Source organism: Nocardia sp. X0981, assembly GCF_977089955.1.
On record NZ_OZ372435.1, the window covers coordinates 3,811,502 to 3,832,996 of the forward strand.

General features: G+C 68.2%; 22 protein-coding genes. 12 read left to right on the forward strand and 10 right to left on the reverse strand.

What is annotated here, in order from left to right; all coding sequences use genetic code 11:
- Window positions 1-23: 23 nt before the first annotated feature.
- From ACYR7D_RS17105 to ACYR7D_RS17115, 3 genes are all read right to left on the reverse strand, one after another.
- On the reverse strand, window positions 24-797 hold the full coding sequence (locus ACYR7D_RS17105) for an SDR family NAD(P)-dependent oxidoreductase (RefSeq protein WP_459545573.1): 774 nt from the start codon (window positions 795-797) through the stop codon (window positions 24-26).
- A 268-nt stretch (window positions 798-1,065) separates the two neighbouring features.
- Window positions 1,066-1,920, reverse strand: coding sequence for an acyl-CoA thioesterase (locus ACYR7D_RS17110; RefSeq protein ID WP_459545574.1), 855 nt, complete (start codon window positions 1,918-1,920; stop codon window positions 1,066-1,068).
- Between the two features lie 48 nt (window positions 1,921-1,968).
- Window positions 1,969-2,625 carry a TetR/AcrR family transcriptional regulator gene (locus ACYR7D_RS17115; RefSeq protein ID WP_459545575.1) on the reverse strand — a complete coding sequence of 219 codons (657 nt, stop codon included), beginning with the start codon at window positions 2,623-2,625 and terminating at the stop codon, window positions 1,969-1,971.
- 183 nt (window positions 2,626-2,808) lie between these two features.
- On the opposite strand from ACYR7D_RS17115, the gene ACYR7D_RS17120 reads away from it, so the two are divergent.
- The 3 genes from ACYR7D_RS17120 (at window position 2,809) to ACYR7D_RS17130 (ending at window position 5,851) form a co-directional block, all read left to right on the forward strand.
- Entirely contained in the window at window positions 2,809-3,807 is a 999-nt protein-coding gene (locus ACYR7D_RS17120) for an acyl-CoA dehydrogenase family protein (protein WP_459545576.1), read from the forward strand.
- A gap of 124 nt (window positions 3,808-3,931) precedes the next feature.
- Entirely contained in the window at window positions 3,932-4,720 is a 789-nt protein-coding gene (locus ACYR7D_RS17125; RefSeq protein WP_459545577.1) for an enoyl-CoA hydratase, read from the forward strand.
- 594 nt (window positions 4,721-5,314) lie between these two features.
- The gene (locus ACYR7D_RS17130) at window positions 5,315-5,851 is read left to right on the forward strand and encodes a hypothetical protein (protein ID WP_459545578.1); all 537 of its coding nucleotides are present in this window, start codon (window positions 5,315-5,317) and stop codon (window positions 5,849-5,851) included.
- A gap of 111 nt (window positions 5,852-5,962) precedes the next feature.
- On the opposite strand, the gene ACYR7D_RS17135 is transcribed toward ACYR7D_RS17130, so the two are convergent.
- From ACYR7D_RS17135 to ACYR7D_RS17165, 7 genes are read right to left on the reverse strand one after another with little or no spacing between them, the layout of a single operon-like run.
- Complete coding sequence (locus ACYR7D_RS17135; RefSeq protein ID WP_459550196.1) at window positions 5,963-6,787, reverse strand: acyl-CoA dehydrogenase family protein; 825 nt, start codon at window positions 6,785-6,787, stop codon at window positions 5,963-5,965.
- A gap of 49 nt (window positions 6,788-6,836) precedes the next feature.
- Complete coding sequence (locus ACYR7D_RS17140) at window positions 6,837-7,928, reverse strand: acyl-CoA dehydrogenase family protein (protein ID WP_459545579.1); 1,092 nt, start codon at window positions 7,926-7,928, stop codon at window positions 6,837-6,839.
- Window positions 7,925-8,350, reverse strand: coding sequence for a nuclear transport factor 2 family protein (locus ACYR7D_RS17145; RefSeq protein ID WP_459545580.1), 426 nt, complete (start codon window positions 8,348-8,350; stop codon window positions 7,925-7,927). The genes ACYR7D_RS17140 and ACYR7D_RS17145 overlap by 4 nt, the downstream gene beginning before the upstream one ends.
- Window positions 8,334-9,548 (reverse strand): metal-dependent hydrolase family protein, encoded by a 1,215-nt coding sequence (locus ACYR7D_RS17150; protein WP_459545581.1) that lies wholly within the window; start codon window positions 9,546-9,548, stop codon window positions 8,334-8,336. The genes ACYR7D_RS17145 and ACYR7D_RS17150 overlap by 17 nt, the downstream gene beginning before the upstream one ends.
- A 2-nt stretch (window positions 9,549-9,550) precedes the next feature.
- Complete coding sequence (locus ACYR7D_RS17155; protein ID WP_459545582.1) at window positions 9,551-9,901, reverse strand: hypothetical protein; 351 nt, start codon at window positions 9,899-9,901, stop codon at window positions 9,551-9,553.
- Window positions 9,888-11,153 (reverse strand): aromatic ring-hydroxylating oxygenase subunit alpha, encoded by a 1,266-nt coding sequence (locus ACYR7D_RS17160; RefSeq protein ID WP_459545583.1) that lies wholly within the window; start codon window positions 11,151-11,153, stop codon window positions 9,888-9,890. Before ACYR7D_RS17160 ends, ACYR7D_RS17155 begins: the two co-directional genes overlap by 14 nt.
- A 4-nt stretch (window positions 11,154-11,157) precedes the next feature.
- The gene (locus ACYR7D_RS17165) at window positions 11,158-11,688 is read right to left on the reverse strand and encodes a carboxymuconolactone decarboxylase family protein (RefSeq protein WP_459545584.1); all 531 of its coding nucleotides are present in this window, start codon (window positions 11,686-11,688) and stop codon (window positions 11,158-11,160) included.
- Window positions 11,689-12,032: 344 nt separating this feature from the next.
- Here ACYR7D_RS17165 and ACYR7D_RS17170 point away from each other — a divergent pair, with 344 nt between their 5' ends.
- From ACYR7D_RS17170 to ACYR7D_RS17210, 9 genes are all read left to right on the forward strand, one after another.
- Window positions 12,033-13,406, forward strand: a complete 1,374-nt coding sequence (locus ACYR7D_RS17170) for an ABC transporter substrate-binding protein (protein ID WP_459545585.1) — start codon at window positions 12,033-12,035, stop codon at window positions 13,404-13,406.
- Between the two features lie 6 nt (window positions 13,407-13,412).
- A complete protein-coding gene (locus ACYR7D_RS17175) occupies window positions 13,413-15,539 on the forward strand; it encodes an ABC transporter permease subunit (protein WP_459545586.1) in 2,127 nt (708 codons plus the stop codon).
- Complete coding sequence (locus ACYR7D_RS17180) at window positions 15,517-16,233, forward strand: ABC transporter ATP-binding protein (protein WP_459545587.1); 717 nt, start codon at window positions 15,517-15,519, stop codon at window positions 16,231-16,233. The genes ACYR7D_RS17175 and ACYR7D_RS17180 overlap by 23 nt, the downstream gene beginning before the upstream one ends.
- Entirely contained in the window at window positions 16,230-16,937 is a 708-nt protein-coding gene (locus ACYR7D_RS17185; protein ID WP_459545588.1) for an ABC transporter ATP-binding protein, read from the forward strand. The genes ACYR7D_RS17180 and ACYR7D_RS17185 overlap by 4 nt, the downstream gene beginning before the upstream one ends.
- Window positions 16,934-17,320 carry a hypothetical protein gene (locus ACYR7D_RS17190; protein ID WP_459545589.1) on the forward strand — a complete coding sequence of 129 codons (387 nt, stop codon included), beginning with the start codon at window positions 16,934-16,936 and terminating at the stop codon, window positions 17,318-17,320. Before ACYR7D_RS17185 ends, ACYR7D_RS17190 begins: the two co-directional genes overlap by 4 nt.
- 122 nt (window positions 17,321-17,442) lie before the next feature.
- On the forward strand, window positions 17,443-18,609 hold the full coding sequence (locus ACYR7D_RS17195; protein WP_459550197.1) for an acyl-CoA dehydrogenase family protein: 1,167 nt from the start codon (window positions 17,443-17,445) through the stop codon (window positions 18,607-18,609).
- Window positions 18,609-19,376 carry an SDR family NAD(P)-dependent oxidoreductase gene (locus ACYR7D_RS17200; protein WP_459545590.1) on the forward strand — a complete coding sequence of 256 codons (768 nt, stop codon included), beginning with the start codon at window positions 18,609-18,611 and terminating at the stop codon, window positions 19,374-19,376. The genes ACYR7D_RS17195 and ACYR7D_RS17200 overlap by 1 nt, the downstream gene beginning before the upstream one ends.
- A complete protein-coding gene (locus tag ACYR7D_RS17205; RefSeq protein ID WP_459545591.1) occupies window positions 19,376-20,602 on the forward strand; it encodes a CaiB/BaiF CoA transferase family protein in 1,227 nt (408 codons plus the stop codon). The genes ACYR7D_RS17200 and ACYR7D_RS17205 overlap by 1 nt, the downstream gene beginning before the upstream one ends.
- Window positions 20,599-21,420 carry an enoyl-CoA hydratase/isomerase family protein gene (locus tag ACYR7D_RS17210; protein ID WP_459545592.1) on the forward strand — a complete coding sequence of 274 codons (822 nt, stop codon included), beginning with the start codon at window positions 20,599-20,601 and terminating at the stop codon, window positions 21,418-21,420. Before ACYR7D_RS17205 ends, ACYR7D_RS17210 begins: the two co-directional genes overlap by 4 nt.
- Window positions 21,421-21,495 lie beyond the last annotated feature (75 nt).

The window sequence follows — 21,495 nt, forward strand, 5'->3', positions numbered from 1 at the left end:
CGGGCAGCGCGGCGGGCGCCCGGTCAGACCATGGTGGCGGGAACAGCGGTGATCAGTCCCCCGTCGACCAGCAGGTCCTGGCCGTTGATATAGGAGGCTTCGGGGGAGGCCAGGAAGGCGACCGTGGCGGCGATATCCGCCGGCGTGCCGAGCCGGCCCGCCGCGACCGTCGAAACGGCCGCGGACTGTGCCCGGTCGGAAACATTCGCGGTGTACGAAGGGGTTTCGATATAGCCGGGGCTTATCGAGTTGACCCGGATCCGGCGTGGCGCCAGCTCGGCCGCGAGTGATCGCGCAAGGTTCCCGGTGGCAGCTTTGGTAGCCGAGTAGAGGGACGCGTCCGGTACACCGCGGTGCACCGCCCACGACGAGTTGACCACGATCGCGCTGTTCTCGGACAGCAGCGGCAGAGCCTTCTGAATGGTGAAGAAGACGCCCTTGAAGTTGGTGGCGATCACGCGGTCGAATTCCGTCTCGGTGATCTCCGAGGTGGGGACGAAGGCCGCGGTCCCGGCATTGGCGAAGAGTACATCGAGCCGGCCATAGCGGCTCCGTATTCGTTCCATGAGGAAGTCGAGGTCCGCGGTATCGGCGACGTCGCCGCGGACCGTCAGCAGGCGGTCACCACCATCCATTTCCCTTGCCGCGGTGGCGAGCTGGTCCTCACCCCGGCCGGTGATGATCACCTGCGCGCCTTCGGCGAGCAGCCGCCGGGCGGAGGCCGCTCCGATACCACTGCTGCCGCCGGTGACCAGGGCGACCTTGCCGTCGAATCGAAACTTCTCGGTGGGCATCATGAGGTGTCCTACCTTTCAAAGTGTGGGCCTGATCCGGTCATTCGTAGGATCGGAAGGCCCCGGGGGTTTCGGGTATGGCTGTCATTGCGGCGCTGTTGGTCCTTTCCCGTGTGCGCGGTTCGATCAACATCGAACCTTCCGGTGTTCATTCCGGAATGCACACCGGATGCGGATATCCGCCCGCGCACTGCAACGCCGGACGGTCCGGAACCGCGGCACCGCCCGGTCCCCGCGCATACCGGAGATCGTGACGCGCGTATGGGGCGACTCAGGGGCGGAAACGCAGGAGGGCCTCCTGCGCGAAGGAGGCCACCAGAGTGCCGTCGGCGGTGAGCACATCACCGCGGCCGTAGGCGCGGCCGTGTGCCATGACCGGCCCGTTGTGCCGCAGCAGCAGCCAGTTGTCGCAGCGGAAAGGGCGGTGGAACCAGAGGGTGTGCGAGGTGGTGGCCGAGGTGAACGCGGTGCCGTTACCGCTGTGGTCGAAACCGTCCACCGCGCGCAGCACCGTGCCGATCACATTGAGGTCGGAGGCGTAGGCCACCAGCCCCGGGGCCATTTCGGGGCCCACCTCGGGTGTGCGCATCCACAGGTCGTACTGGGCCGGACCGGCCGCCTTGTCGTTCAGATCGGTGAGCGAGCGGGTCTCCCACGGGATCAGCCCGATCTCCACCTGTCGTTCGGCGCCCGGGACCGGAGGTACCGATGCGATCTCCTGGCTCACCGGACCCTCCTCCATCACGGTCATCGACACCAGTGCGGTGGCGATCACCTCGCCCTTCTGGCGGGCGACGATGGTCAGGGTGGCGAAGGAGCGGCCGCGATGCTGGGGTTGCACCACGTAGTAGACCGGTGCGTCGCTCTTGCCCTCGCGCGCGAAGATCACGTGCACGGATTTCACCGATTTGTCCGGGCAGGCGAAAACGGCCGCACGCAGGAACTGCGCCAGCAACTGGCCGCCGAACAGCCGGTGGTACTCGAGTTCCTGGTTGGGGCCCTCGAATACCGACAGGGTGGCCTGTGGATCCGGGGAGGGTGCCGGGTCGTCCGCACCGGGGTGCGATGAGGACGGACGCAGGCGTAGGTCCATACAGGCGAGGAGGTCGGTCCAGAGATCGGGCATACACCGAGTGTAAACCCGTATCTCCTCTCTGGAGAACCTTGTTCTCGGCTAGCTTCGGCGGGCGAACCCCTGGGCGCAGAATTCCCAGATCTCCTCGGCGGAGATCGGATACGACGTCTCGTCATCGATTCCGCCGTTGGACTGTGCGGTGAACATGACCGTCTGCATCACCATGGCCGCCATCCGGCGCGGATTGACATCGGCGCGTAGTAGTCCGGCCTTGTCGGCATCCACCATCAGTTCGGTGAAGAGAGTCAGCAGCGGAGTATGTGCCACCTTCACCTGGGCAGGGTGGCTGACCAGCAGCTGGGGTGCGAAATCGGTGAAGAGGGGACGCTGGGCGGTGGGGTCCGGGCGGCACAACTCGAAGAGGAGTTCCACGGCGAGCTGGAGCCGGTCGAGGGCGTCGTCCTTGCCCGCGGCGGCGGCGCGGATCTGGTCCGCGGTGCGGCTCAGGGCATCCTCGAAGAGTGCCAGCAGCAGCTCGTGCTTACCGTCGAACTGCAGGTAGAAGCTGCGCAGCGACTGCTTCGACCGGTCCACGACCTCCTGGACCGTGAAATCGGTGGTGCCCTTCTCGGTGATGATCGCCTGGGCGGCATCGAGAAACCGCTGAACCCGCTGTTCGGCGCGGAGTTTCGCGGTGCGAATGGAGCGCTCGACGGCGCGCTGCTTCCAGGCCGGTTCCTCGCTCGGGCTGGTCACCGGCCGGCCCGTCCGATCTCATCGATCCCGTATGTGGAGAACATGAATGCACTGTACCGGAGAATGTCCCATGTCTGGGCAGGCACGTCCCGTGTTCGCGCCAGTGGGGAGACTATTAATTTCATCTAAAGAGAATGATATTCTCCTAAATGGAACGCAACCCGCCCTCAGGAGGCAGCCCGAATGCTCTTCGAGTTCGACGCCGATCAGCGGCTGCTGCGCGAGACGGTCCGGGAGGTCACCGCCAAGGAGTGTCCGGCCTCGGTGATCCGGGAGATCGTGGACGCCGGGGCCGACCCGGGCCGGCTCTGGGAAACCTATGTCGAACTCGGCTGGACCGAACTCGTCGAGCCGGCGGCGACCGTGGAACTCGGTATCGTGCTCGAGGGATTGGGCCGGGCCACCGATCCGACACCGTATCTTGCCACGATGACCCAGTTCGCCCCGCTCGCAGGGGGTTTCGTCGCCGCGGAGGGGACCGGCGCGGCCGTGTTCGCGGGTGTCACCGCCAGCCGTGACGGTGACGGCTGGCTGCTGCGCGGAACCGCCGATCAGGTACTCGACGGTGACCGCTGCGACCGGCTGGCCGTGGTGACCGACGCGGGTGTGTTCGTGGTGCCCGCACACGCGGTGAGCGCCCGGCGGCTCGAGATATTCGATCCGGTGCTGCACCTGGCCGAGGTCACCGTCGACAATGTGTGGGTGACCGACGGCGACCGGTGCGCCGCGGACCCGCGCCGCGCCCACCAGCTCGCCCTGACCGGACTGGCCCTCACCACGGTCGGTGCCTGCCAGCGTGTCCTGGACCTCGTGCTCGAACATGTGCGTACCCGGCGGCAGTTCGATACCCCGATCGGTGCGTTCCAGGCGGTGCAGCACAAGGCCGCCGATATGCACGTGGCCATCGAACGGGCGCGGGCGCTGGGATATTTCGCGGCGCTGTGCCTCGCGGAGAACGATCCGCGGCGCCGGCTGGCGGCGGCGATGGCGAAGGCCGCGGCGGGTGAATGCCAGTCCGTCGTCTTCCGTCACGGTGTACAGCTTTTCGGGGCCATGGGCTTCACCTGGGAAAACGATCTGCAGTTCGCGATCAAACGGGCCAAGGCCGGCGAACTGTTGTTCGGGGGCGCGGCCGTGCACCGGGCGGTGGTCGCGGCGGAATACCGCGCGGCCCGGCGCTGATCGGCGACATCATGGGATCGCGCCCGCGCGGCGGCCGGTCCGCCCGGTCTCCGGGCGGCGCAGTACACGGAATACCAGCCCCGGGCCCGGCGCCCGGGGCTTCCCGGAATCGAGGAGCACAGCTTTGCCGTATATCGACTACGAGGTCGCCGACAAGATCGCGACGATAACCCTGAACCGGCCCGAGGCCGCCAATGCGCAGAATTCCGCCCTGCTGGACGAGCTCGATGCCGCCTGGACCCGGGCCGCCGCCGACGACGAGGTCGTGGTGATCGTCCTGAACGCCGCCGGTAAACATTTCTCGGCCGGCCACGATCTGAAGGACGACAGCTGGCCGAAGCCGGAGAAACTCACCCTCGACTGGATCTACCGGAACGAGAGCCGACGCTATCTGGAATACACGCTGCGGTGGCGCAATGTGCCCAAACCGTCGATCGCGGCGGTGCAGGGCCGGTGCATCGCCGGTGGGCTGATGCTGTGCTGGCCGTGCGATCTGATCATCGCGGCCGATAACGCGCTGTTCTCCGACCCGGTGGCCATGATGGGTATCGGCGGGGTCGAATACCACGGTCACACCTGGGAACTCGGGCACCGGAAGGCCAAGGAGATCCTGTTCACCGGCCGGCCCGTCACGGCGCGGGAGGCCGAACAGACCGGCATGGTCAATATGGTGGTGCCACTGGCGGAATTGCCGGCCAAAACCGCGGAGGTGGCCGCTCAGATCGCGCGGATGCCACCCTTCGGTTTGCGGCAGGCCAAGCGCGCGGTGAACCAGACGCTCGACGTCCAGGGTTTCTACGCCGCGATCCAATCCGTTTTCGATATCCATTCCACCGGTCACGGAAACGCGCTCAGCGTGAGCGGGTATCCGATTCTGGTGGACCTCGAACAGATGAAGAGCAATATCAAGTAGGTGATGATCGGGTCGTCCCGTTCGCCGCGGTGACGATCTCTCGTATCGGAAAACCGGCCGCCGCCACGCTCACCGCGGCGGCTTCTCCGGAGGCCGGGGAGGCGATCGCCGTCGGTGGTCCGGCGCCGCCCGCCACCCTGACCGTCCGGCCGGAAAGGAACACCCTCGGCTCGGTGCTCCGGGGACGGCCGCGGGCCCGCGCTCCGAGTGCCGGTATGACGTCTCCGGTGTGCGGGTGCTCGGCGCGAAAACCACCGATATCGCCTACACCTGCTGCCGGGCGGCGGTCCGCTACTGCCGGACAGCCGGGACAGGCGATCGGGGAGGGCGATAGCTGGAAGGGGCCGCCGTGACGTGCTGCGCGCTGCCGCTGGTGCGGGGCGGCAGGGAAACCGTGCCGGCTCGCGGCTGATCCGGCCGTCCGGCGGGTCCCGCGCACCGGGACGGGAAGCCCGCGTAATAGGCCGGATATTTCTCCGATCAAATACCGTGAATCCGCCTGAACCCCTGCGGATACCGGGCTACACTCCCGCGACAGCTGCGGTAACGCCCTTCGCGATACCGCCTATCAGCACTCTTCAGAAAGTTGAACAGATGTTACGAAGACGCCGGGCGGCCCGTTGTGCCGCGGCCGGTGGTATCGCGCTCGCCCTGACCGCGATCACCGGCTGCGGCAACTTCTTCGGCCCCGACAACTGCTATGTCCTGCCCACAACCGCGGCCCCGGCCGCAGCCGTGGTCGAAGAAACAGCCGCTCCGGCCGCCGCCGGAGCCGATTCACCGGCGGCGGCGAGCGCCGCGATCACCGGCGTCTACGAAGCGTTCTTCGATCCCGGAACCTCGACCGCGGACCGGATCGCCCTGGTCGAACGCGGTGACGAATTCGAAACCGAGATATCCGGAATGGTGAACCATATCCGGACCGCGCTCACCACGGTGGAAATCGCCGATGTGACGCTGCTCGGACCGGAACGCGCCGAATTGCGTTTCACTCTCCAGATTTCCGGTAACCCGGTGGTGAGCGATCAACTCGGCCACGCGGTCCGGGAACCCGAGGGATGGAAGATCGCGGCCTCCACGATGTGTGGTCTGGTCGCCATATCCGGAGGTACCTCGCAGGCCTGCGGGTGACCGGAATCCGGCCCCGGCAGCCGGAGCGCCCGCCCGGGCGGCGTCGAGCCGGGAAATCCGGCCACCGCCCTGGCGCGCCGACCAGGGCGAGGGCATCGCCGATCAGTGGAATCACAGCTGGGGTAACCGGGGGGCGTAACCGAGGGCGCGCAGGATCGCGCCGGCCTCCCGGGTGAGCTCCCGGGCACTGCCGAGTAAACCGTCGAGCACCAGTGCGCGCCGGTAGTGACGATGGAACTCGTGTTCGGCCGTGAAACCGATCCCACCCAATACCTGCTGGCAGTTCCGCGCGGTGAACAGTGCCGCGCGTCCGGCCGCGGCCTTGGCCAGCAGCCCGCTCAGCGTATCGAATTCGGCCGGTCGCAAGGGGCGGCCACCGGGGAGTGCGGGATGGTCCGCGTCCCGGGCGGAGAGCCCCAGGGTGGCCTCGGCTCCCTCGATGGCGACCAGCGATTCGGCGAGCCGGTGCCGGATCGCCTGGAAACCGGCCACGGGCCTGCCGAACTGGTGCCGCCGCAGCGCGTGCGTACGGGCCAGGCCCAGCATGGCGCGCGCCGAGCCCACCAGCCACCAGCTCAGCGCCCGCCGGGCCGCGGCAGGGGGCGGATCAGCGATGACCGCGGAGGAGCCGGTGGTCACGCCGATGCGGAACAAGGGGAGCTCGGGGTCGAGCAGGCCGGAGTCCGCAGCGTCGGTGTAACTCCAGCGCATCAGGATGCCGCCCGTGAACGGAAGAGGAACGGCTTCGCCCGGGGCGCGACCGGCCGCGTGCGCGAAGACATCGTTGAGCAGCGGCGCGTGCGCGCCGGTCTCGCCGAGGAGCCGGAACACCAGCGCCACGGCGATCTCGGCGGTTTCCGGGGGCCCGGTGAGCAGCTCCGGCCAGCCCAGAGCGCACAGTGCCGCATACAGTTCGGCTCCGGTGGCCGCGCTCATCGTCTTACGGAGCGTATCGGCGAGCAGGGTCTGTTCCTCGGCGTCCACCTCACTCCTTCCCCAGATCGAGCAGGCGGCGGGCGATGATATTGCGCTGGATCTCGGCTGTGCCGCCGTAGATGGTCGCCGCCCGCGAATACAGGAACTCCGGGCGCCACTCGCTATCGGCGAGTTCGATCTCGCCCGGCAGCAGATCCCGGGCCGTATCGAACAGCTGCTGTTCCGCCGTCGCCAGCAGCACCTTGTCGATGGAGGTCTCCGGGCCCAGCGCGGCGCCGGCGGCGAGCCGTCGCTGGGTGGCGCGGGACCGGCAGCGCACCGTGTGCAACGCCAGGTAGGCGGCGCCGAGGTCGGCATCGTCGGTGGCCGCCGCGGTCCGGTCCAGTACCCGGTCCAGGCGGGTGAAGAGATAGGCGATCCGATGCCAGAAACAGGTGGAGCGCTCGTAGGGCAGCAGGTCCATCGCCACCCGCCAGCCGTCGCCGGGCCGGCCCAGCATTCGGTCGGCGGGCACCACGACCCCGTCGAAGAACACCTCGGCGAATTCATCCACCCCGTGCATCGTGCGCAACGGCCGGACCGTGATCCCTGGGGTGTCCATATCGATGAAGAAGGCGGTGATCCCGTCGTGGCCAGGCCCGGTGCGGGTCAGCAGAACGCAGCGGGACGCGAACTGCGCCAGGCTGGTCCACACTTTCTGCCCGTCGACCACCCAGTCCGTGCCGCGGGGTTCGGCCCGGGTGCGCAGCGAGGCGAGATCCGAACCGGAGCCGGGTTCGGAGAAACCCTGGCACCACTGTTCGCTGCCGTCGAGGAGCCGGGGCACCGTACGCGCGGCCAACTCGGGGCGGGCGTAGGAGATCACGGTGGGCGCGAGTACCTCGACCATGGAGTAGATCCCGGGCTCGGCGAGGCCGCGGGTGGCGATCTCCTCACCGAGTATCGCCCGCAACAGCGGCTCGCCGCCCAGCCCGCCGACCGTCTCCGGCCAGCCGTACCGCATCCAGCCCGCGTCGTAGAGGGCGCGGCGCACCCGGCCCAGTTGGGCGACCTGGGCGTCGAAACCGGTTTCGGGTCCGGGGGTGAGGTCGTGCTCGTCCAGCCAGGTGCGCAGGCGGGTGCGGAATTCCGCCACCTTCATGCTGTGTCCACCGCGGGCCGCTCGAAGGCATGCGGGATACCGGAATCGTGCACCCCGCTGCGCCGGATGAAGGTCATGGCGCGGGTGCGCAGCCGCCAGCCCTGCTCGGTGCGCCGATAGGTATCGGTGTAGTAGCCGATCCGCATATCATGGCTCGAATGCTCGACGAAGCACAGGGGCTGGGTACCGGTGCCGGTATCACCGTCCAGTTCGATCAGCGGCGTGCCGGTGAGGAAGAGGCCCTTCGGTGCGGCGGCCACGAGTTCGGGGAACACGTCGAGGGTGTAGGTGTCGCCGAACGCGCTGTAGGTGCCGTCGGGGGTGAACACGCCGATCACACCGTCGATATCGCCCCGGGTGATGGTCACCGCGTAGCGGGCCAGCAGTTGCTGGATCTCGATCAGGTCATCGGTTGCCGACATAGGTCTTCCCACCTTTCATCACGAACCGCACCCGCTGGGTGACGGTGATATCGGCCAGCGGATCGCCGGGCACCCCGATCACGTCCGCCAGCAGGCCTTCGGCCAGCCGGCCGCGATCCGCGACCCGGATCAGCTCCGCCGCGGTGACGGTCGCCGCGCGCAGCACCGACAGCGGGTCCAGGCCGCGGTCGACCAGCGCCACCAGTTCGTCGGCATTGCGGCCGTGGGGAATGGCCGGTGCGTCGGTACCGGCCGCGATCTTCACTCCGGCGTCGAAGGCCGCCTTCACCGAAGTACGGGCCCGGGGGAACATGTCGGCGGCCTTGGCCTGCAGTTCCGGCGCCGCCCTGGATACGTCCATGGCGTCGGCCAGCCGGGTGGTCGGCACCAGATAGGTGCCTTCGCGGACCATGAGGTCGATGGCTTCGTCGTCGATCAGGAAGCCGTGCTCGATACAGTCGATCCCGGCGCCGACCGCCTCCTTCACCGCCTCCGCTCCGTGCGTGTGCGCGGCGACCCGCAACCCCCGCCGGTGCGCCTCGTCCACGATCGCCCGCAGCTCCTCGGTGGAGTAGTGCTGTGCGCCCGGGGCGCCCGTCAGCGACATCACCCCGCCCGAAACGCAGACCTTGATCAGCTGGGCGCCGTGCTTGATCTGGTAGCGCACGGCCTTGCGTACCTCGTCCACCCCGTTGGCGATGCCCTCCTCCAGCGTCAGTTTCAGCACGTCGGGGGCGAACCCGGAGAACATGGTGGGGTCGAGGTGACCACCGGTGGGTGTGATGGCGTGGCCCGCGGGCACGATGCGCGGGCCGTCGATCCACCCGGCGTCGATCGCTTTGCCCAGGGCCACATCCAGCAGATAGCCACCGGTTTTGACGAACAGGCCCAGATTGCGCACGGTGGTGAACCCGGCACGCAGGGTGCGCCGGGCGTTACCCACCGCGCGCAGCATCCGCAGCGGCGGGTCGTCCTGAACCGAGGAGGTCAGGCCGGTTTCACCCCGCCCGCCCATCAGGAGGTTCACCTCCATGTCCATCAGGCCGGGCAGCAGGACGAGATCACCGAGCTCGACGATCTCCCCTTCCGGCGCGCCCCCGACGCCGGCGATCCGGTCGCCGTCGATACGCAGGATGCCGGGCCGGACGATCTCGCCGGTATCCACGTCGAGCAGCCCGGCGGCTCGCAGGGTCAGCACGGTCAGACCACCGGCTCCCGCACGATATCGAGATAGGCCGCCCCGCTGTCGGGCACCCGCGGTTGCTTCCACACCTCCACCGGGAACGACACCATCACCAGCGACTGCAGCAGATGGAACAGGTTGCGCGCGTCCTCGGGCAGATCGTCCAGCGGGAAGCGGTCGCAGTAGGCGATGGCGTCCTCGAGACGTGGGAAGGCCGCGTCGTAGAAGGCCTGCATATCCGGCATGGTCGAGGCCAGACGTTTGGCGTATCGCTCGGGTTCGGTGGCCAGGATCCAGTCGGCGAACGGTGCCAGATCGGCGAATTCGGCGGGTAGTGCGGCCTCGGTGGCTTGTTCAGCGGTTGCCATTGCGGTACTCCTCGACTGTGTCCCGGGCCGTCCTGTGCAGGTGACGGAGCAGGATCTCCTGATCATTGAGGGGGAATTCGGTGACGGTGCGGGTCGCCAGCATGGTCTGGGTGGCCTCGAGGGTGTTGGCGTCCTGGAGCGCGTATTCCTTGAATGTCACCCCGGCCAGTTCCTGGGCCAGCCGTTCCCGGGCCGTTCTGGCGGGGACGAAGTACAGGTTGGCCTCGAAGATGTGGCGGTCCACCGCGGTCGGCCAGTAGTGGTAGGTGAGATACCACCCCGGCGCCCAGAACAGCAGTGAGAAGTTGGGCCAGATCTCGAATTCGTCCACCCCCCAGGCGCGGTGGCCGCTGGGATTGATGCCCACCGGTAACGGATCCAGGCCCTCGATATCGGGCCGGTCCCACGGACCGAACAGGCCGCTGCGCAGCACCCGCTCGATCGGTTTGACCATCGCGAGGTCCTTGGGGGGCGCCATCCCGCCCCACGAGGAGATCATCGAATGTGGTTTCTGCAATTCGTAGTGCAGCGCCTCGTAGCCGTAGCCGGCGAGTTTGTCGGCCTCGTCCTTGACCGCCTGCTTCATGTGCAGGATCGGCGCGTGGTAGAACTCGGCGAACGCGTCGATGAACAGTTTCCAGTTGCTGCCGATCTCGGCCTTGTAGCTGAACACCTCGGTCATCTCGTGGAACGGATAACCTTCCAGCCCTTTGATCATGGGGCCGAGGAAGGTGGTCAGCGGTTCGGCATCGGGGTCGAGGTTGACGAAGACGAACCCTTCCCACACCTCGCAGCGCACACTCTCGAGTCCGTAGTCGGCGCGGTCGAGGCCGAAGAACTCCTTCTCCTGCTGAACGAAGGTCAGTTCGCCCTCCAGGCTGTAGCGCCAGGCATGATATTTGCAGGTGAACTGTTTGCAGAAGCCCGAGGTCTCCTCGTTGGGGAAATCGTCCCAGACCAGTTTGTTACCGCGGTGGCGGCAGATGTTGTGGTAGGCGTGGATCTCGTCGTCGTTACCCCGCACGATGATCAGCGAGGTGCCCGCGCAGGAGAGTTCCTTGGTGAAATAGCTGCCTTTGCGCGGTAACCGTTCCACCCGGCCGACATTGAGCCAGGTGCGTTTGAAGATGGCGTTGCGCTCGTCCTCGTAGAACTGCGGGTCGATGGAATCGGTGTAGTCGACCGGACCGGTGCCCAGGTCGGGGTAGTTCTCGGTCCAGCTACCCGCAGCCGGCTTGTTGAAGTGTGCCAAGGGATTACCTCTCGTACTCGGTGCGGATGCCGAGGGTGTTGAATGCCACGGCGAGTGTGCTGTAGGTGCCGACGGTGAAGATCAGGTCCATCCGCTGGTGCTCGTCGAGCAGCGCGCACAGCGCCTCCCAGGTGGTATCGGACAGATTCGATTTCTCGTCGAGTTCGTCGACCACCCGCAGGATCAGCCGGTCGGGTTCGGTACCGGCCTCGCCGCGGCGGACGGCTTCGATCTCCTGCGCGGTGATCCCTTCGGCGAGAGCGGCTTGCCGGTGGTGGTTCCACTCGTAGACGCAGTCGCGCCGGTGTGCGACCCGCAGGATGACGAGTTCGCGTATCCGGGGTGGTAGCGAGGACCGGAAGAGCAGATGGACGTTCAGGGTGAGGAACGCCTTGGTCAGTGCCGGGTGCCGTACCAGCGTCGCCAGGGCGTTGCTCGCGGATTCGGGGTTGCGCAGCGCGCGCGGCAGCATCACCCGGAGCGCGGCATCGACTTCCTCGTCCCATTGGTCCGCGGGCAACGGTGGTACGCGCATCGCGCCTCCTCTCTCTGAGAATGGTATTCTCAGTTTCGAATAACAGATTTCCACGCATGGGCCGGTTAGTCAACGCGAGGGCTTATCTACAGGTGAGGGCCACGCGGTGCGGTGGGGGTCCGATGTGGCTGTGGCGCTCGTGCCGGCCTTCCGGAGTGTTGGGTACCCGAAAAGCAGGATATTGATTCTCGATAAGTGAGAAGCTAGTTTTCACTCACCGGGAGCTGGGCGCGACACCCGGATACGCCGGGGAGCCCCGGGCATGGAGCTCGGTGCACGGGCGGGACGCGCGCCCGCCCGATCACGCTCGGCCGGCCGGTGGGGTCGGCGCAGAAAGGACCATCGTGAGACCGAAGCGAACAGCCGCCGCCCTACTGGCCGTGGCCCTGCTCGCCACCGCCGGATGCGGCGGACGCAATGGCAGCGAAACCGATTCCGCCGCATCGACCGGCCCGGTGAACGCCGATTTCGGTGACCTGACCGGTGTCTGCCGGGACGGTGACGCCTCGGGCGCGCCCACCCAGGGCGTCACCGATAACGAGATCACCGTCGGCGTCTTCACCGATATCGGCTACTCGAAGAACCCCGAGTTCGTCGACGCCGCGAAGGTTTTCACCTCCTGGTGCAACGCCGCCGGCGGTATCAACGGTCGCACGATCACCACCGAGATCCACGATGCGAAGATGATGGCGGTCCGCCAGAAAATGGTGGAGGCCTGCCGCACCGATTTCGCGCTGGTCGGGGGCGGGGCCGGACTCGACGGCCTCGGGGCGAAGGAACGGCTGGAATGCACCCTGCCCGAAATTCCGGCGCAGGTCTCCCAGCAGCCGAACCTCGGCACCGATCTGCAGGTGATCCCCTCACCCAGTACCTACGCCCACTACGACCCCTACAACGGTTTCCGGCAGTGGCTCACCGAAGAGGCCTATCCGCAGTCGGCGGGCGCCGTCGGCATCATCAACGGTGATTCCCCGGTGACCAAGATCCTGGGTGACAAGGCCGTCGAATCGCTGCGGGCCATGGGCGCGAACGTCGTCTACAACGAGCTCTACCCCGTAGGCGGTGTCACCGACTGGACACCCTACGCGCAGGCCATCAAGAACAGCGGAGTCCGCGGACTGATCTTCTACGGCGAGGACGCCCCGCTGGCCAAACTCGAGGAAAAACTGACCTCGATGGATTACCGGCTCGACTGGATCGACCCGAACAACAACGCTTTCCGGCCCGACTACATCGATCTACTGGGCCGTTCGGCGAGCTTCCAGAACAATCTGGTGGACCTGGGCGGGGTGGTGCCCCCGCAGCTGGCCGGCGAAGCACCCGCCATGCGGCGGCTACAGGAACTGTACGAACAGTACGCGCCGGATGCCGTGATCACCCTGCCCGCCGTGCGCGCCTTCTCGGCATGGCTGCTGTTCGCGAAGGCGGCGAACAGCTGCGGCTCGGAGCTGACCCGGACCTGCCTGGTGGAGACCGCCCAGCGGGAAACCGCGTGGACGGGCGGTGGTCTGCACAGCCCGAACGATCTGTCGAACAAGGACGCGCCGCCGACCTGCTTCAATGTCATGCAGGCCACGCCGGAGGGATGGAAACCGGCGGACTTCGGCGCCGACAACGGCCTCTTCCGCTGTGATATCCCGCCGTACCGGTACACCGGCGACTACGGTGAACCGCTGACCCTCGCCGATGTCGGCAAAACCATGGCGGACGTCCAGTAACCTGCCATGGACCAATTCCTCGCCTTCGGGATCGTCGGGCTGAGCACCGCGGCCGTCTACGCCGTGATCGGCAGCGGCCTGGTGCTCACCCATACGACCACCGGCGTCTTCAACTTCGCGCACGGCGCCGCCGGCATGATGGCGGCGTTCTCCTACTGGCAGCTCACCGTCGGCTGGGGGGTACCGGTACCGGTCGCGCTGGCCATCGTGCTGCTGGTCCTGGCCCCGCTGTCCGGGCTGCTGGTGGAGCGGGCGCTGCGGGCGGTTCAAGGGCTGGGTGACGCGGAGAAGCTGGTGATGACTGTCGCGCTGCTGAGCGGTCTCATCGCCACCGCGCGCTGGATCTGGGATCCGATACAGGCGCGTACGCTACCGGTTTTCTTCGCCGACGCCGAACCGATCCGGCTCGGGTCGGCGACCGTGACCTGGCATCAGGTTCTCACCATGCTGGTGGCGGTCGTGGTGGCGGCGGCGTTGCGGGTACTGCTGTTCAACACCCGCACCGGTGCGGAAATGCGGGCCACCGTGGACGACCGGGCCCTGGCCGGGCTCACCGGTGCCGACCCGGTCCGCGCCGGCCGGGTGGCCTGGATCCTCGGCATCGAATCGGCCGCGGTAGGCGGTATCCTCATCGCCCCGACGGTATCCCTGGATGCCGCCACCCTCTCGCTGCTGATCGTCAGCGCCTACACCGCCGCGATCTTCGGCCGGCTGCGCAGCCTGCCGATGACCTTCCTCGGCGCGGTCGTGGTGGGGCTGATGGAGAGTTATCTGACCGGTTACCTGCCGCAGAACGAATACCTGCCCGGGCTGCGCCTGGCGGCACCGGCACTGCTGCTGCTCGCGGCGCTGCTGCTGTTCCCGCACGACCGGTTGCGCGGGCGTGACCGCACCCTGAGCCCCGTACCCATCCCCTCGCGCGGGGGCGCGGTGTTCTTCGCCGCGCTCATCGTGGTGCTCGGCTCGGTGATCGCCACCACCCTCGGCGAAAGCGATCTCATCGCCTACGGGCCGATGTTCGCGTTCGGTGTCATCGCGCTGTCCTTCGTCCCGCTGTCCGGATACGCGGGCCAGATTTCGCTGGCCCAGCTGAGTATGGCGGGCATCGGTGCCCTCGCCTACGCGCATCTGGCCCCGGACGGGCAATGGTGGGGGCTGCTCGGCGCGGTACTGATCGCGGCCGCGGCCGGGGCGCTTGTCGCACTGCCCGCACTACGGCTCTCGGGCGTGTACCTGGCGCTGGGTACCGCCGCCTTCGCGGTGGTGCTGGACCGGTGGATCTTCACCCTGCCCGCGTTCGAGGTGGCGGGCGTGCGCATCGCGTTCTTCGACCAGGGCTCGGTCGAGGTGGTGGGGCCGAATCTGTTCGGGCTGGCGCTGGACACCGCCGGGCGGATCACCGTGTTCGCGGCGGTCTGCCTGGCGCTGGCCACCCTCGGGGTCGCGGCGCTGCGCCGGGGGCGGTACGGCCGCCGGCTCATCGCCCTGCGCGACAGCGAAGCCGCCTACGCCACGCTGGGCGGGAACCTGCTGCTGGCCAAGGTGGCGGTTTTCGCGCTCGGCGCGGGTCTGGCCGGGCTCGGCGGAGCGCTGTACGGAATGCAGCTGGGGTCGGTGACCCCGGAACAGTTCAACTTCGTCGCGGGTCTGCCCCTCTTCCTGGTGGCGGTGTTCGCCGGACTGGGTGCGGTGGGCAACGGGCTGTTCGTGGGTATCGCGCTGTTCGGGCCGCTGCTGGCGGTACCGGTGCTCTTCCCGTCCACCGAGAACCTGGTCCACGTGATCCCGGCACTGGCCGGTATCGCCTTCGGCGGCGGCGTGGTGAGCCATGGGGCGGTGGCCCGGATCCGGGAGGGATTCGAGGCCGCGATCCGTAACCGGGCGGCGCTGGCGGCGATGGTGGGTATCCCGGTGCTGCTGTGGGTGCTGCGCCTGGCCGGTGCCATCGACGGCTGGATCCTGTTCTGGGGTTCTGTTCTCGGTGTTTTCACGGTGCGGATCTGGGCGAACCATCGCGAACAGCGCGCGGTCGCGGCGGAATCCGATGTGCCGGTCGAGTGGTGGGGTGTGAAACGGCCGTGGCGTCCGTCGGACAGGGAGGTGCTCGATCATGCCATCACTGCTGGACGTTAGTGGTATCACCGTCGCCTTCGGCGGCCGGCGGGCTCTCGACGGCGCCGGGCTGCGTGCCGAGGCCGGGCGGATCACCGGTTTGATCGGCCCGAACGGTGCCGGGAAGAGCACTCTGTTCGATGTGATCTGCGGGCTGCGGCGACCGGTCGCGGGCCGGATCCGCCTGGGGGAGCGGGATATCACCCGGTTCGATCCCGCCCGGCGGGCCCGGCACGGGATGGCCCGGACCTTCCAGCGCTCGGAACTGTTCGGCCGGCTCTCGGTGCGCGACAACCTGCTGGTCGCCGCCGAACTCGGCCCGCACCGGCGGCACGCGAAGCAGATCGCCGACGAGCTCCTCGATCGTCTCGGCCTCGGCGCGCGCGCCGGCGATCTCGCCGATTCCCTCCCCACCGGGCCGGCCCGGCTGGTGGAGGTGGGCCGTGCCCTGGCGCTGCGGCCGGCGCTGCTGCTGCTCGACGAACCCGCCGCCGGCCAGGACGACGCGGAAACCGAGCGTTTCGCCGGGCTGCTGCGTTCGGTCGCCGCCGACGGAACCGCGGTGGTGCTGGTGGAACACGATATGGGCCTGGTGATGAGCGTCTGCGATCACGTCTACGTCCTCGATCTGGGCGTGGTCATCGCCGACGGCCCGCCGGAGACGATTCGCGGTGACGCCCGGGTACTCGCGGCCTACCTGGGGGAGGACCGATGACCGCCCTGCTGGAAATGCGCGGTATCCGTGCCGCCTACGACACGATCACCGTGCTGCACGGTGTCGACCTGAGCGTGCGGGCCGGTGCGGTGGTGGCGTTGCTCGGCCCCAACGGAGCGGGGAAGACGACCACACTCGCGGTCGCCGCCGGCGTGCATCCGGTGACGGACGGGGAACTGTGGCTGGGCGGCCGCCGGGTGAACGGGGTCGCCGCCCGCGCGCTGGCCCGAGCCGGGGTATGCCTGATCCCGGAGGGCCGCGGTATCTTCCCGAACCTCACCGTGCGCGACAACCTGCTGATGATGACCTTCACCGGCCGGCCGCGCGCGGAGATCGAGGAAATCGCGTTCGCCCGGTTCCCGATCCTGGCCCAGCGCGCCGGGCAGACGGCCGGCACCCTGTCCGGCGGCGAACAGCAGATGCTGGCGCTGGCACGCGGATTGGCCACCGACCCCGCGGTGCTCATGCTGGACGAATTGTCCATGGGGCTGGCGCCCTTGGTGGTCGGCCGGCTCTACGAGCAGGTCGCCGAAATCGCCCGGCAGGGGGTCGCGGTGCTCATCGTCGAACAGTTCGCCGCCGCCGTTCTCGATATCGCCGACTCCGCCGCCGTCCTCATCCGCGGCCGGGTCGAACACCAGGGCCCGCCCGACGCCGGATTGCGCAGCGAATTGGCCACCTTCTACCTAGGAAGTCCCCGATGACCGAATCAACTCGTGCGGACCGTTTCGTCCAGGAACTCGCGGATCTGAGAATTCCCGATCCCGCCGCCGGGCGCGGCGCACTGTGGCTGCGAGCCGGTGCCGCGCTGCTGATCCTGGGTCCGGTGGTGACCGTGCTGGCCTATCTGCTGTCGCACAACACCTCCGACGCGCTGGTGCAGCGCGACGCGCTCGTCGTCGCGCTGGCCGGGGTGGCACTGAGCATCGTGGGCGCGGCGCTGTTCCTGCGCTACTCGCTGACCGGCGTGCTGCGGTACTGGATGGCCCGGCAGTCCTACGACCTGGCCCAGCTCGCCGACCGGTTGCCCGGTGGGGACGGTCGTGAGCTGGGCGAGGCCGGTGGCCCGGCCACGGTGAACCGGTGAACGCCGGGGCCGGACCGTGGCCCCGGCGGTGGAGCCGCGCGCTGTCGCGGTGACGCACCCCGCGCGGCGGTGGAGGCGAACCGGCCGGTGTTCGACGAGAGGGAGTTGATGTGTCCGACGGTATGAGTTTCGAGCTGACCGAGGATCAGCGGCTGATCCGGGATTCGGTGGCCGAACTGGCCCGGAAATTCGACGATCGGTACTGGATGGAAAAGGACCGGGAACACGAATTCCCCACCGAGTTCTATCGCGCTGTCGCGGACGGCGGCTGGCTGGGCCTCTGTATCCCCGAGGAATACGGCGGCCACGGTCTCGGAATCACCGAGGCTTCGATTCTGGCCGAACAGGTCGCCCGCTCCGGTGGCGGAATGAACGCCGCCTCCGCGATCCATATGTCCATTTTCGGTATGCAACCGGTGGTGGTGCACGGTTCGGAAGAGCTGAAACAGCGCACCCTGCCGCGGGTGGCCCGCGGGGATCTGCACGTATGTTTCGGTGTCACCGAACCGGAGGCGGGTCTGGACACCAGCCGGATCACGACCTTCGCCCGCCGCGCCGGCGACCACTATGTGGTGAACGGGCGCAAGGTGTGGATCTCGAAAGCGCTGGAGTCGGAGAAGATCCTGCTGCTGACACGCACCCGGAAGTACGACGAGGTCGAGAAGAAGACCGGGGGGATGACGCTGTTCCTCACCGATCTCGATCGCGATCACGTGGATATCAGGCCGATTCCGAAGATGGGCCGCAACGCGGTGTCCTCCAACGAGGTGTTCATCGACGATCTGCGTATTCCGGTCGAGGACCGGGTGGGCGAGGAAGGACGCGGGTTCGACTATCTGCTCGACGGCCTCAATCCCGAGCGGATGCTGATCGCGGCCGAAGCCCTCGGCCTGGGCCGGGTGGCCCTGGATCGAGCGGTCCGCTATGCCTGTGACCGCGAGGTTTTCGGCCGCCCGATCGGTAAGAACCAGGGCATCCAGTTCCCGCTCGCCGACTCGCTGGCCCGGTTGGACGCGGCGGAGCTGGTGCTGCGGAAGGCGACCTGGCTCTACGACCGGGGCGAACCCTGTGGCCGGGAAGCCAATACCGCCAAATATCTGTGCGCGGACGCCGGTTTCGAAGCCGCCGACTGGGCGCTGCAAACCCACGGTGGGATGGGCTATTCGGAGGAGTACCACGTCTCCCGGTATTTCCGGGAAGCGCGAGTGATGCGTATCGCGCCGATCAGTCAGGAAATGATCCTCAACTATCTGGGATCGCATGCGTTGGGAATGCCGAGGAGTTACTGATGGCAGCGAAGAACGGTTTGTTCGATCTGACCGGGCGCGCGGCCCTGGTCACCGGGGCGGCGGGCGGTATCGGCTCGGCGGTGGCCCGTGCGCTGGCCGCCCACGGAGCGGCCGTACTGGTCACCGACCTCGACGGCGCGGCCGCCGGTGCGGTCGCGGAGAAGATCGCCGCGGACGGCGGCCGGGCCCGGGCGTGCGCACTGGACGTGGCCGATCCCGGATCCGCCACCGCGGCGGCCCGCCGGGCCGCCGAACTGGGTGCGGGAACCGTGCACATCGTCGTGAACAATGCCGGGATCACCGCACCGGCGATGTTCCCGAAGACTACGCCGGAATCGATGCGCGGGATCTTCGATGTGCACGTACTGGGAACCTTCCATTGCAGCCAGGCCGTGCTGCCGTATCTGCCGTCGGACGGAACCGGCCGGATCATCAATGTCACCTCTTCCGCCGGGCTCACCGGAACGCTGGGCCAGGTGAACTATTCCGCCGCCAAAGCCGGGATCATCGGTCTCACGAAATCGCTGGCCCGGGAACTCGCCCGCCAGAACATCCTGGTGAACGCATTGGCCCCGCTGGCGGCTACGCCGATGACCGAAACCATCCGTACCGACGAGAAATTCGCCGAGCAGATGCGCAATCGTATTCCGCTGCGCCGCTGGGCCGAACCCGACGAAGTGGCCGGTGCCTTCGTCTTCCTGGCCTCCGATGCCGCGTCGTTCGTGACGGGACAGGTGCTGCCGGTCGACGGTGGCATGGTGATGTGATGCCCGGGTCCGGCCCGCTGGCGGGCGTGCTGGTGGTAGCGCTGGAACAGGCGGTATCCGCCCCCATGTGTACCCGCACCCTCGCGGATTTCGGCGCCCGGGTGATCAAGGTGGAGAACCCGGCCGGTGGCGATTTCGCCCGTCACTACGACGATGTGGTGGCCGGTCAGGCCGCCCATTTCGTCTGGGTGAACCGGGGCAAGGAATCGCTGGCGCTGGATCTGAAATCCGAACGCGGGCTGGCTCTCCTGCACGAGCTGCTGGATCGCGCGGATGTGCTGGTGTCGAATCTGGCGCCCGGTGCGACCGCCCGGCTGGGGGTGGCCCCGCCGCAACTGGCCCGGCGCCACCCCCGGTTGATCGCCCTGGAGATAGACGGCTTCGGTGCGGGTGGTCCGCTCTCGCACAAGCGGGCCTACGACCTGCTCGTCCAGGCGGAGTCCGGGGTGTGCGCGGTGACCGGGCGTCCCGGGGAACCGGCCAAACCCGGCCCCGCCGTCGCGGATGTGACGACGGGGCTGTACGCGGCACTGTCGATCCTGGCCACCCTGTGCGGGCGGTATCGCGGAACCGGGCCCGCCGGTGCGGCGATCGGTATCAGCCTGTTCGACACCATGGCCGAGATGATGGGGTACCACCTGCACTACACCCGGCATTCCGGGGTGGAACAGCAGCCGCTGGGTATGAGCTCACCCGCCGTGGCGCCCTATGGCGCCTACGCCACGGCGGACGGGCACACCGTGGTGCTGGGCACCACCAACGACCGGGAATGGCAGCGGCTGGCCCGCGATGTCCTGTGCCGTCCGGATCTGGCCGGAGACACCCGGTTCCGCACCAATACCGATCGAGTGCGTCACCGCCCGGCGCTGGACGCGGCCATCGGTGCCTGGTGTGCCCGGCACACCCTCGCCGAGGTGCAGGAAGCGGCCGACGATGCCGGTATCGGTAATGCGCGCTACAACACCGCGGCCGAGGTGCTCGCCCATCCGCAATTGGCGCAGCGCCACCGCTGGCGCGAGATCGGTAGTCCCGGTGGGCCGATACCCGCCCTGTTGCCGCCCGCCGTGATCAGCGGTTTCGAGCCGCGGATGGGCGCGGTGCCGGGTCTGGGGGAACATACCGGCGCGATCCTGCGGGAGCTGGGCCGCACCGCGGCCGATATCGCCGCGCTACGCGCCGATGCGGTGATCGGCCCCGAATACGTGGGCGCCGGGGAGCGGTCGTGAAAGCGCCGGAACCGGATCTGATCGTCGCCGACCGGGGTCCGGTACGGACGGTGACGCTGAACCGGCCGCAGCGTAAGAACGCGATGACCTGGGCGATGTGGCGGGAGCTGGCGAATATCCTGCGGGACACCGCCGATGACCGGGCGGTCCGGGCGCTGGTGCTCACCGGGGCCGGGGGCGCGTTCTGCTCGGGCGCCGATATCTCGGTGCCCGACGCCCGCCATCCCCTGGACAAGATGCGGATCTTCACCGATCTGGCACTGCACCTGCACGAGCTGCCGGTTCCCACCGTCGCCTTGGTGCGCGGGGTGGCCGTGGGCGCGGGCTGGAATCTGGCGCTGGGCTGCGATCTGGTGGTGGCCACCCCGGACGCCACTTTCGCGCAGCTCTTCGCCCGGCGGGGGCTGTCGCTGGATCTCGGCGGTTCCTGGCTGCTGCCCAAGCTGGTGGGTCTGCAGCAGGCCAAACGGCTGGCGCTGCTCGCCGAAACCGTCGACGCCGCGCGAGCCGAAACGCTGGGCCTGGTCACCTGGGTGGTCGCCGCGGCCGAGGCCGAACAGTTCACCGCCGACCTCGCGGATCGGCTGGCGGCGGGGCCCCCGGTGGCTCTGGCCCAGTCGAAAGCGCTGCTCAACGAGGGCGCGAACAGTACATTGCGGGAGGCATTGGCGGGCGAGGCGCGGGCCCAAGGCATCAACTTCGCCACGGACGACGCCCCGGAGGCGTATGCGGCCTTCGCCGGGAAACGTCCGGCCCGGTTCACCGGCGCCTGGTCGTTACCGCCCGCCGGTGGGGCCGTGCGGAAAGGAAGTGGGTAGATGCGGGAAGTGGTGATCGCCGGCGCGGTGCGTACTCCGGTCGGTGAACGTAAGGGCGGCGGCACCGCCGGCGTC

Coding starts and splice junctions, on each gene's coding strand:
- ACYR7D_RS17105 (WP_459545573.1), bottom strand. CDS start 797: ATGATGCCCACCGAGAAGTTTCGATTCGACGGCAAGGTCGCCCTGGTC.
- ACYR7D_RS17110 (WP_459545574.1), bottom strand. CDS start 1,920: ATGCCCGATCTCTGGACCGACCTCCTCGCCTGTATGGACCTACGCCTG.
- ACYR7D_RS17120 (WP_459545576.1), top strand. CDS start 2,809: ATGCTCTTCGAGTTCGACGCCGATCAGCGGCTGCTGCGCGAGACGGTC.
- ACYR7D_RS17130 (WP_459545578.1), top strand. CDS start 5,315: ATGTTACGAAGACGCCGGGCGGCCCGTTGTGCCGCGGCCGGTGGTATC.
- ACYR7D_RS17135 (WP_459550196.1), bottom strand. CDS start 6,787: ATGAGCGCGGCCACCGGAGCCGAACTGTATGCGGCACTGTGCGCTCTG.
- ACYR7D_RS17140 (WP_459545579.1), bottom strand. CDS start 7,928: ATGAAGGTGGCGGAATTCCGCACCCGCCTGCGCACCTGGCTGGACGAG.
- ACYR7D_RS17145 (WP_459545580.1), bottom strand. CDS start 8,350: ATGTCGGCAACCGATGACCTGATCGAGATCCAGCAACTGCTGGCCCGC.
- ACYR7D_RS17155 (WP_459545582.1), bottom strand. CDS start 9,901: ATGGCAACCGCTGAACAAGCCACCGAGGCCGCACTACCCGCCGAATTC.
- ACYR7D_RS17165 (WP_459545584.1), bottom strand. CDS start 11,688: ATGCGCGTACCACCGTTGCCCGCGGACCAATGGGACGAGGAAGTCGAT.
- ACYR7D_RS17175 (WP_459545586.1), top strand. CDS start 13,413: ATGGACCAATTCCTCGCCTTCGGGATCGTCGGGCTGAGCACCGCGGCC.
- ACYR7D_RS17180 (WP_459545587.1), top strand. CDS start 15,517: ATGCCATCACTGCTGGACGTTAGTGGTATCACCGTCGCCTTCGGCGGC.
- ACYR7D_RS17185 (WP_459545588.1), top strand. CDS start 16,230: ATGACCGCCCTGCTGGAAATGCGCGGTATCCGTGCCGCCTACGACACG.
- ACYR7D_RS17190 (WP_459545589.1), top strand. CDS start 16,934: ATGACCGAATCAACTCGTGCGGACCGTTTCGTCCAGGAACTCGCGGAT.
- ACYR7D_RS17195 (WP_459550197.1), top strand. CDS start 17,443: ATGAGTTTCGAGCTGACCGAGGATCAGCGGCTGATCCGGGATTCGGTG.
- ACYR7D_RS17200 (WP_459545590.1), top strand. CDS start 18,609: ATGGCAGCGAAGAACGGTTTGTTCGATCTGACCGGGCGCGCGGCCCTG.
- ACYR7D_RS17205 (WP_459545591.1), top strand. CDS start 19,376: ATGCCCGGGTCCGGCCCGCTGGCGGGCGTGCTGGTGGTAGCGCTGGAA.